Genomic DNA, 9125 nt, shown 5'->3' on the forward strand with positions numbered 1-9125 from the left:
GCCGAGCGGCGTGCCGTCGGGAGCGAAGATGCGGATGCCGTCGCCGCAGGCGGCGTAGACCCGCCCGGCGCCGTCAACCTTCAGGCCGTCGGGCACGCCGGCCTCGATCGGCGCGAAGGTCCGCGGCGGCCCGAGCCGGCCGTCCGCGCCGACGGAGAACGCCATCACGGCCCGGCCGGCCTCGGGGTTGAGCGACGCGCCGGATTCGCTGACGTAGAGGGTGCGCCCGTCGGGTGCGAAGGCGAGGCCGTTCGGCTGGTCGAGGGCGTCGGTCATCGCCTCGACCTTGGCCGCCGGCGTGCCCGGCGCGGTGACCCGGTAGACGCGGCGCGCACCCTGCTCGGGCTCGGCCAGGATGCCCTCCTCGGGCTGGGTGATGCCGAAGACCGGGTCGGTGAACCACACCGCCCCGTCGGCGGCGACCACCGCGTCGTTGGGCGAGTTTAAGCGTCTGCCGGCGAAGGCGTCCGCTAGCACGATCTTCGTCCCGTCCGGCTCGCGCCGCACCACCCGCCGGGTGCGGTGCTCGCAGGTAATCAGCCGCCCCTGCCCGTCGAGCGTGTTGCCGTTGCCGTTCTCGGAGGGGTCGAACAGGGTTTTCACCGACCGGTCGTCGGCGAGCACGCGGATGCGGTTGGCCTTGGTGTCGCTGAACACCAGCCCGCCGAGCCCGGGTGCCCAGCACGGCCCCTCGCACCAGCGCCCGTCGTCGAACAGCGTCCGGATCGGGGCGGCGGGATCGATCAGGGCGTCGAGCCGCGGATCGTCGACCCGCACCACCGCGCCCGCTGCCCGCACCGTCGAGGCCGCGAGCAGGCCGAGGCCGGCCGCGAGGACGACGCGTCTGTGAAGGTTCGGCATGGCATTCCAAGGACCCGAGCCCATCACCCGGGACCGGGTGAACGCCCAAGGCCCGCAAGCGATCCCGGATCCGATCCGCGCCCGCATCCGGGACCGACGCGTGCCGCGCGGACCTTCGGAATGCGTGGGGATCCTCGGGCTGGCGGTCGTGCGCATTCGGCATGGCCGACGGCCGAGAACCGCTGGCATATCCGACTATCCTCCCATAAGCACCTCCCTGCGGGCAGGTGGCGGAATGGATTCCTGTGGCGAATCGGTCCCACCCCGCTCGCCTCCGCGAAGGTCGCGGACGGCCGCGGAGCACGACCGCGCCGCGCATGGATCGAGATCGAACGGGCGGGACGCACATGGCCCTCGAAGGATCCCACCCGCATCCGCCGATCGGGAGCGGCCTTCTGCGGCCCCGGGTCGTGGCCGTCGCGGTGCAGAAGGGCGGCACCGGCAAGACGACGCTCGCAGCCTCGTTGGCCGTCGCCGCGGCGGAGGCGGGCGAGCGCGTGATCGCCCTCGACCTCGATCCGCAGGGCTCTCTCGCGTCCTGGGGGGCGATGCGCGCGACGGGCTCGGTCGCGGTCGACCGCATCCAGCCCTGGGAGATCGGGCAGCTCGACGACGTCCTCGTTCAAGCCGCCGACGACGGCGCGACGCTCGCCGTCGTCGATACCGCGGGCGCCATGGCCGGGGTCGCCCACGCCTTGCGGATCGCCGACCTGGTCTTGATGCCGGTGCGTCCCTCCCGCCTCGATCTCATCGCGGCCGGGCCTACGCTGCAGGCCCTGGTCGGCCTGGGGATGCGGCGGAAGCTGGCCTTCGTGCTGAACCAATGCCCGCCGCCGCCATCGCCGCGGACGGAGGCCTATGCCGCGCAGATGCGGACGCTCGGCGTGCTCGCCGAGCCGAGCATCATCCAGCGGGTCGACCACCAGGATGCCCTGGCCATGGGCCTCGGCGTCACCGAGCGCGCCCCGGGGGGCCAGGCCGCCGCCGAGATCCGCGCGCTCTGGGCGTGGATCGACGCGAAGATGGGGCATCCGGTGCCGGCAGACTGACCCCGTGCCCCGCCGCGCGCGCGGCGGTCAGCCCCGTCCGAGCGCCGACAGGATGCGCGCCCACGAGCGCGTGCCCTTGTGGAAGCTGCGCAGGTCGTACTTCTCGTTCGGCGAGTGGATGCGGTCGTCGTCGAGGCCGAAGCCGATAAGCAGGGTGTTGCGGTCGAGCAGGCGCTTGAAGTCGCCGACGATCGGGATCGAGCCGCCGGCGCCCACCGTCACCGCGGGCACGCCCCACTCGTCGGCGAGCGCGGCGCGGGCGGTCTCGAGCTCCGGCATGTCGAAGGGCAGGCTGATCGCGCGCGAGCCCTTGTAGCAGATCACGTTCACCGAGCAGTCGGCCGGGATGCGCTGGCGCACGAACGCCTCGAAGGTCTCGGCGAGTCTCTGCGGGTCCTGGTCGTCCACGAGGCGGAACGAGACCTTGGCGCTTGCCTTGCCGGCGATCACCGTCTTGGTGCCCTCGCCGGTGTAGCCGCCGATGATGCCGTTGACGTCGCAGGCCGGCCGGGACTGCACCAGCTCGATCAGCAGCCGGCCGCGCTCGCCGGCCGGCTCCGACAGGCCGATCGGGCCGAGGAACTTCTCGGGCGTGAAGTCGAGGCCGCGCCACTGCTCCAGCACCTCGGGCGGGCGCTCGTGCACCCCGTCGTAGAAGCCCGGCAGCGTCACCCGGCCGTCGGCGTCGTGCAGGTCGGCGAGGATCCGCGACAGCACGTGGATCGGGTTGCGCGCGGCGCCCCCGAAGAAGCCCGAATGCAGGTCGCGGTCGGCGCAGGTCACCTCGACCTCGAAGTACGCGAGCCCGCGCAGGGACGAGGTGATCGCCGGCGTCGTCGGGTTCCACATGGAGGTGTCGCAGACCAGCACGACGTCGGCGCCGAGCCGGTCCTTGTTCTGCGCCACCCATTCGGGCAGCCCCTGCGAGCCGTTCTCCTCGGCGCCCTCGATCAGGATCGTGACCGCGCAGGGCAGCTCGGCGTTCATCGCCAGATGCGCCCGGCAGGCCTCGACGAAGGTCATCACCTGGCCCTTGTCGTCCGAGGCGCCGCGGGCGACGATGGTCTTGTTGCCCTTGGCGTCGGTGGCGATCCGCGGCTCGAACGGCGGCGTCTCCCACAAGGCCAGCGGATCGACCGGCTGCACGTCGTAGTGCCCGTAGAACAGCACGTGCGGCGCCCCCGGCTTCGGCTTGTGCGCCAGCACCACCGGATGGAGCGAGGTCTCCTCCACCGAGGTCTCGAACCCGAGCGCCGTCAGGTCCGCGGCGAGCCAGGCCGCCGCCTCGCGGCACGGGCCGGCATAGGCTGGATCGGTGGAGATCGACGGGATCCGCAGGAAGGCGAACAGGCGCTCCAGGGCGTTGTCGAGATCCTTGTCGATGTCGTTGAGGACGGAATCGAGGGCGGCCATCGGGGCTCCTGGGACGGTTCGGCTGTCCGGCCCAGGGTTAGCCGAGGCGTGCGCAAACGGAAACCGTTTCGCCCGCAGCGCGATCGCCCGCCCCGGGGAACAGCCGCAGATTGGAACCGTTATCGGGAGGAACGGCGGCCGTCGCGCAGCCTGGCCGGACGCAAGTCCTGCGATCGCGCAGCCTGGCCGGACGCAAGTCCTGCGATACGTCCCGCGACCCGTCGCGAGACCGGGCGGTGCCCGACGTCGGTCGCCCTCCCCCGCGCGGTTCGTGCGGAAACCCCTTTTTCTTGGAACGCCCCATGCTCATCGAAAGCGGCTCGCCCGTCGCGGCGGACAACCGGATCGGCATCCGCCTCACCATCAACGGCCAGCCGCGCGAGCTTCAGGTCGCGCCCTGGACCACCCTGCTCGACCTGCTGCGCGAGCACCTCGACCTTACCGGCACCAAGAAGGGCTGCGACCACGGCCAGTGCGGCGCCTGCACGGTGCTGGTCGACGGCACGCGGGTGAATTCCTGCCTGGCGCTGGCGGTGATGAAGGACGGGGCCGAGATCACCACCGTCGAGGGCCTCGCCGGCATCGCCAACGCGGGCGCCGGCTCGAACGGGCTCCACCCGATCCAGGAGGCCTTCATCGAGCACGACGCGTTCCAGTGCGGCTACTGCACGCCCGGCCAGCTCTGCTCCTCGGTCGGCCTGATGAACGAGGGCCACGCCCACTCGCGCGACGAGATCCGCGAGGCGATGAGCGGCAACATCTGCCGCTGCGGCGCCTACACCAACATCGTCGACGCGATCGAGGACGTGATGCAGGGGGAAGCCCGATGAACCGCTTCGACTACGTCCGCGCCGACACCGTGGCCGAGGCGGTCCAGGCCTTCGCCGCCGCGCCCGGGGCCCGCTTCATCGCGGGCGGCACCAACCTGATCGACCTGATGAAGTACGACGTCGAGCGGCCCGGCCGCCTCGTCGACATCACCCGCCTGCCGCTCGGCGAGATCGTCGAGCACGACGGCGGCCTGCGCCTCGGCGCGCTGGCGACGAACGCCACCGTCGCCTACGACGCGCGCGTCCGCGCCCGCTACCCGCTGCTGTCGAACGCGATCCTGGCCGGCGCTTCGGCGCAGCTGCGCAACGCCGCCTCGACCGGCGGCAACCTGCTCCAGCGCACCCGCTGCTATTATTTCTACGACACGTCCACGCCGTGCAACAAGCGCCAGCCCGGTTCCGGCTGCCAGGCGATCGGCGGCGTCACCCGCATCCACGCGATCTTCGGCACCAGTCCGAGCTGCATCGCGACGCACCCTTCCGACATGTGCGTGGCGCTGGCCGCGCTGGAGGCGGTGGTGCAGGTGAGCGGGCCGGACGGCGACCGGGCGATTCCCTTCTCCGAGTTCCACCGCCTGCCGGGCGACGCCCCGGAGCAGGACACCACGCTGAAGCCCGGCGAGATCGTCGTGGCGGTCGACCTGCCCGAGCGCGATTTCGGCCAGCACGTCACCTACCTGAAGCTGCGCGACCGGCTCTCCTACGCCTTCGCGCTGGTCTCGGTCGCCGCCGCCCTCGAGCTCGACGGCGACACGGTTCGGACCGCCCGCCTCGCGCTCGGCGGCGTCGCCCACAAGCCCTGGCGCAACCGCGAGGCCGAGGCGCTGCTGCAGGACAAGCCCGCCACCCGCGAGAGCTTCCAGGCGGCGGCCGACCTGATCGTGGCCGAGGCCCAGCCGCAGGCGGGCAACGCCTTCAAGGTCGAGCTGGCGCGGCGCGCCATCGTGCGCGGCCTGGAGCAGGCCGCCGCCGGCACGCCGCAATCGATCACCGACAAGCGCATCCAGTGAGCCCCCGATGACCCAGACCTTCTCCTCCACCGGCCGGGACACGTTCGTCGGCAGCGCCCGCAGCCGCGTCGACGGCCCCGCCAAGGTGACGGGCCTCGCCAAGTACGCGGGCGAGTTCGCCGCCCCCGACCTGCTGCACGGCTACGTGGTGTCGAGTGGCATCGCCAAGGGCCGGATCAGGACCATCGACACCGGCAAGGCCGAAGCCGTGCCCGGCGTCGTCAAGGTGCTGACCCACGAGAACCGCACCCGCACCGCCTGGCTCGACTACAATTACCAGGATCAGGTCGCGCCCCCCGGCTCGCCCTTCCGCGCCCTGTACGACGACAAGATCCACTACAGCGGCCAGCCGATCGCCCTGGTGCTGGCCGAGGATTTCGAGACGGCCCGCCACGCCGCGGCGCTGGTGGCGGTCGACTACGAGGTCGAGGAGCCGCTGACGGATCTCGAAGCCGCCAACGCCTTCGCCTACGAGCCGCCGATGCGGCGCAACGGCATCAAGCCGCCGCCCAAGCCCTGGGGCGACGCGGATGCGGCGTTCGACGCCTCGGCGATCCAGCTCAAGCAGGAGTATCGCCTCGCCACCGAGCATCACAACCCGATGGAGCCCCACGCCTCGACGGTGATCTTCGAGGGCGACGGCAAGTACACGGTCTACGACAAGGTCCAGGGCGTCTCGAACAGCCATGCCTACCTCGCGAAGGTGTTCGGTATCGCCAAGGACGACCTGCGGGTGCTCAACCCCTATCTCGGCGGCGGCTTCGGCTCGGGCCTGCGCCCGCAATACCAGCTCTTCCTGGCGATGCTGGCCGCGCGCGACCTCGAGCGCTCGGTGCGCGTGGTGCTGACCCGCGACCAGATGTGGAGCATCACCTACCGGCCGGAGGCGCTGCAGACCATCAGCCTCGGGGCCGAGCGCGACGGCACGCTCCTGGCGCTGCGCCACGACGCGGTCGGCGCGACCTCGACCTTCGAGGACTACCAGGAGGTGGTCGTGAACTGGTCGGGCGTGATGTACCGCTGCGACAACGTCCTCTTGACCTACAAGATCGCCAAGCTTGACACCTACACACCCGGCGACATGCGCGCGCCGGGCGCCGTCACCGGCGTCTTCGCGATCGAGACCGCGATGGACGAGCTTGCCTACGCGAGCGGCCTCGACCCGATCCAGCTCCGCCTGAAGAACTTCACCGAGGCCGACGCCACCGCCGAGAACAAGCCCTTCGGCTCGAAGGCGCTGAAGAGCTGCTTCTCGGAGGGCGCCGCGCGCTTCGGCTGGGACCGGCGCAACCCGGAGCCGCGCTCGATGCGCGAGGGCCGCGAGCTCGTCGGCTGGGGCATGGCGTCGGGCGTCTGGGAATCGATGATGATGCAGACGAGCGCCCGCGCCATCCTCACCCCCGACGGCAAGCTCGAGGTCGGCAACTCGACCGGCGACATCGGCACCGGCACCTACACGATCCTCACCCAGATCGCCGCCGACACCCTCGGCCTGACGATGGAGGACGTGACGACGAAGCTCGGCGACACCGCGCTGCCCGAGGCGCCGGTGGCGGGCGGCTCCTGGACCGCGGCCTCGTCCGGCACCGCCGTGATGAAGGCCTGCCGCGACGTCGGCGAGCAGGTGTTCAAGCTCGCCCGGCAGATGGAGGATTCGCCGCTGGCCAACGTCGACTTCGAGCGCGTCGCCTTCGCCGACGGGTGCATCGCGGTGGCGGGCGACCCCGCGCGCAGCGTCGCTCTGGTCGACGTGCTGCGGGCTTCCGGCGTCGACAAGGTCGAGGCCACGGCCAACGCCGCCCCCGACAAGGACTTCAACGCCAAGTACGAGGCCTACACCCACTCGGCGATCTTCGTGGAGGTGAAGGTGGACGAGGAGCTGGGCCAGGTCCGCGTCACCCGCGTCGTCTCGGCGATCGCGGCCGGAAAGGTGCTGAATCCCAAGACCGCGCGCAGCCAGATCCTCGGCGGCGTGGTGATGGGCATCGGCTCGGCGCTGGAGGAGGAGTCGATGATGGACGACCGCATCGGCCGCTTCATGAACCACAATCTCGGCGAGTATCACGTGCCGGTGAACGCCGACATCCACGACATCGACGTGATCTTCGTCGACGAGGAGGACAAGGCGAACCCGCTCGGCGTGAAGGGGCTCGGCGAGATCGGCATCGTCGGCACCGCGGCGGCGGTGGCCAACGCCGTGTTCCACGCCACCGGCAAGCGCATCCGCAACCTTCCGATCACGGTCGACAAGATCCTGGGCTAGCGGACCCGGCCCGAGCGACGTCCGCTCGGCGACGGTCCGGTCGAGACGGCCTCGGCCGCGGCACCCGCCGCGGCCGAGGCCGTTCGCCTGCGAGGAGATCGCGACGGGCCCCGGGCGCCCGTCCGAAGCCGGCGGCCCGGATGCGGGCCGTCGCCGCGGTCCCGAATGTGCTACGGCGCCCGCTCCGAATCCTCGGGCCGTGCGGTCGTCATGAACCTCTTCCTCGTCTTCGTCGGTGCCGGGATCGGCGGCGTGGCGCGCTACGGCGTCAGCACCGCGTCCCTGCGGCTCGGGTCGGGCTTTCCCTACGGCACCATGGCGATCAACATCGTCGGCTCGGTGCTGATGGGCCTGTTCACCGGCTGGTTCGCCCTGCGGGGCGGCGGGCAGCCGCTGCGGCTGTTCATCGCCACCGGCGTGCTCGGCGGCTTCACCACCTTCTCGTCCTATTCGCTTGAGGCCGTGATGCTGCTGGAGCGCGGCCAGGCCGGCGCGGCGGCGATCTACATCGTCGGCTCGGTCGTGCTCGGCCTCGCCGGCCTGTTCGCCGGGCTGCTGCTGATGCGCGCGATCCTGTGACGGGCCCGGCGTGATGTTAGCCTTGATGCAGTCCTGGCGCTTCTGGGCGCTGCTCTCGGCGGCCTTCGCCGCGCTCACCGCGATCCTGGCCAAGGTCGGCGTCGCCGGCGTGCCGTCGGACGTCGCCACCCTCGTCCGCACGGTGGTGATCCTCGGCCTCACGGCGGCGATCGTGGCCGTCACCGGCCAGGCGGCCGACCTCGCGCGGATCCCGGGGCGGAGCGCGGTCTTCCTCGTCCTGTCGGGGCTCGCCACCGGCGCCTCGTGGCTCTGCTACTTCCGCGCCCTGTCCCTGGGCGATGCCGCCCGCGTCGCGCCGATCGACAAGCTCAGCGTCGTGCTGGTGGCGATCTTCGGCGTGGTCCTGCTCGGCGAGACGCTGAGCCCGACCAACTGGCTCGGCGTGGCGCTGATCGCCGCCGGCGCCGTCCTGGTCGCGATCGGTGCATGACGGCTGCGGCGTACCATGGAATCGTTTCAACTATAAACTTCGATATCGCCCGACGAAGATTGAAATTACAACGTTTCCAATATTGTCGACGTCGCTTGATTGTCGATTTCCATCCCTGCTAGAGCGTTCTCCGGCGATGTACTTCCGCCTTGCTTTCAAGGTGGCGTGCCCGCCGAGCGCTGGAGGCCGGAATGGGACGGGTGATGGACCTGATCGATGCCTGCGTGACGGTGGCGTGGTGGGACGGCTCATGTCTCGGCCTGCGCCTGCACCGCCTGCCGGACCTGATCGACCACGTCGCGGCGAGCCCGCAGCCGAAGCGGGGGCGCCGCCTCGGAGGCCGCCGATGATCGCCGAATCGAATCGGTGCCGCTGCGACGAGTCCCGCGGGCAGGCGGCGGTCGAGCAGGCGCTGACGCGGGCGTTCTGGCACGACCTCGATGGTCAGGGCCTGTCGGTGATGGCCGCCCTCGAAGCCGCGTCGCGCACCATCGGCGTGCTCTACGGCCAGATCGCCGCGGCGCACGGCGCCGGCACGACCTGCACCTGCGGCTGGGTGCCCGACCCGGACACCGACCTGATCGTGCTGGAAGCGCCTGCTCGACCGCCGCCTGCCCGCGGGACTCGTCGCAGCGGCACCGATTCGATTCGGCGATCATCGGCGGCCTC

10 protein-coding genes are annotated in these 9125 nt (G+C 71.2%); 8 read left to right on the plus strand and 2 right to left on the minus strand.

The genetic code is table 11. The features are described 5' to 3' along the window. On the minus strand, positions 1–861 hold an 861-nt coding region (locus tag FV223_RS12805; RefSeq protein WP_147727409.1), incomplete at its 3' end, for an SMP-30/gluconolactonase/LRE family protein. 347 nt (positions 862–1208) lie between these two features. Here FV223_RS12805 and FV223_RS12810 point away from each other — a divergent pair. Further along, positions 1209–1910, plus strand: a complete 702-nt coding sequence (locus FV223_RS12810) for a ParA family protein (protein WP_147727410.1) — start codon at positions 1209–1211, stop codon at positions 1908–1910. A 27-nt stretch (positions 1911–1937) separates the two neighbouring features. Here FV223_RS12810 and FV223_RS12815 read toward each other — a convergent pair whose 3' ends face one another. Further along, positions 1938–3323 carry a M20/M25/M40 family metallo-hydrolase gene (locus FV223_RS12815; protein WP_147727411.1) on the minus strand — a complete coding sequence of 462 codons (1386 nt, stop codon included), beginning with the start codon at positions 3321–3323 and terminating at the stop codon, positions 1938–1940. A 302-nt stretch (positions 3324–3625) separates the two neighbouring features. On the opposite strand from FV223_RS12815, the gene FV223_RS12820 reads away from it, so the two are divergent. From FV223_RS12820 to FV223_RS12845, 7 genes are all read left to right on the plus strand, one after another. Continuing rightward, positions 3626–4153 (plus strand): (2Fe-2S)-binding protein, encoded by a 528-nt coding sequence (locus FV223_RS12820; protein ID WP_147727412.1) that lies wholly within the window; start codon positions 3626–3628, stop codon positions 4151–4153. Continuing rightward, the gene (locus FV223_RS12825; protein WP_147727413.1) at positions 4150–5163 is read left to right on the plus strand and encodes a xanthine dehydrogenase family protein subunit M; all 1014 of its coding nucleotides are present in this window, start codon (positions 4150–4152) and stop codon (positions 5161–5163) included. The genes FV223_RS12820 and FV223_RS12825 overlap by 4 nt, the downstream gene beginning before the upstream one ends. A gap of 7 nt (positions 5164–5170) precedes the next feature. Then, the gene (locus tag FV223_RS12830; protein WP_147727414.1) at positions 5171–7426 is read left to right on the plus strand and encodes a xanthine dehydrogenase family protein molybdopterin-binding subunit; all 2256 of its coding nucleotides are present in this window, start codon (positions 5171–5173) and stop codon (positions 7424–7426) included. Between the two features lie 210 nt (positions 7427–7636). Then, positions 7637–8005 (plus strand): fluoride efflux transporter CrcB, encoded by a 369-nt coding sequence (gene crcB / locus FV223_RS12835; protein WP_147727415.1) that lies wholly within the window; start codon positions 7637–7639, stop codon positions 8003–8005. A 13-nt stretch (positions 8006–8018) separates the two neighbouring features. Then, positions 8019–8456: an EamA family transporter gene (locus tag FV223_RS12840; protein WP_147727417.1), complete on the plus strand. Its 438-nt coding sequence runs from the start codon at positions 8019–8021 to the stop codon at positions 8454–8456. Positions 8457–8659: 203 nt separating this feature from the next. Beyond that, positions 8660–8806, plus strand: coding sequence for a hypothetical protein (locus FV223_RS30380; protein WP_187274827.1), 147 nt, complete (start codon positions 8660–8662; stop codon positions 8804–8806). Continuing rightward, positions 8803–9125, plus strand: a 323-nt coding sequence (locus FV223_RS12845) for a hypothetical protein (RefSeq protein WP_147727416.1), incomplete at its 3' end; no start/stop codon positions are given. The genes FV223_RS30380 and FV223_RS12845, both read left to right, overlap by 4 nt.

It is taken from the genome of Methylobacterium sp. WL116 (assembly GCF_008039455.1).
Lineage (GTDB): Bacteria > Pseudomonadota > Alphaproteobacteria > Rhizobiales > Beijerinckiaceae > Methylobacterium.

Bases quoted from the DNA above. Each gene is read 5' to 3' on its own strand.
- FV223_RS12810 (WP_147727410.1), top strand. From the start codon at position 1,209: ATGGCCCTCGAAGGATCCCACCCGCATCCGCCGATCGGGAGCGGCCTT.
- FV223_RS12815 (WP_147727411.1), bottom strand. From the start codon at position 3,323: ATGGCCGCCCTCGATTCCGTCCTCAACGACATCGACAAGGATCTCGAC.
- FV223_RS12820 (WP_147727412.1), top strand. From the start codon at position 3,626: ATGCTCATCGAAAGCGGCTCGCCCGTCGCGGCGGACAACCGGATCGGC.
- FV223_RS12825 (WP_147727413.1), top strand. From the start codon at position 4,150: ATGAACCGCTTCGACTACGTCCGCGCCGACACCGTGGCCGAGGCGGTC.
- FV223_RS12830 (WP_147727414.1), top strand. From the start codon at position 5,171: ATGACCCAGACCTTCTCCTCCACCGGCCGGGACACGTTCGTCGGCAGC.
- crcB (WP_147727415.1), top strand. From the start codon at position 7,637: ATGAACCTCTTCCTCGTCTTCGTCGGTGCCGGGATCGGCGGCGTGGCG.
- FV223_RS12840 (WP_147727417.1), top strand. From the start codon at position 8,019: ATGTTAGCCTTGATGCAGTCCTGGCGCTTCTGGGCGCTGCTCTCGGCG.
- FV223_RS30380 (WP_187274827.1), top strand. From the start codon at position 8,660: ATGGACCTGATCGATGCCTGCGTGACGGTGGCGTGGTGGGACGGCTCA.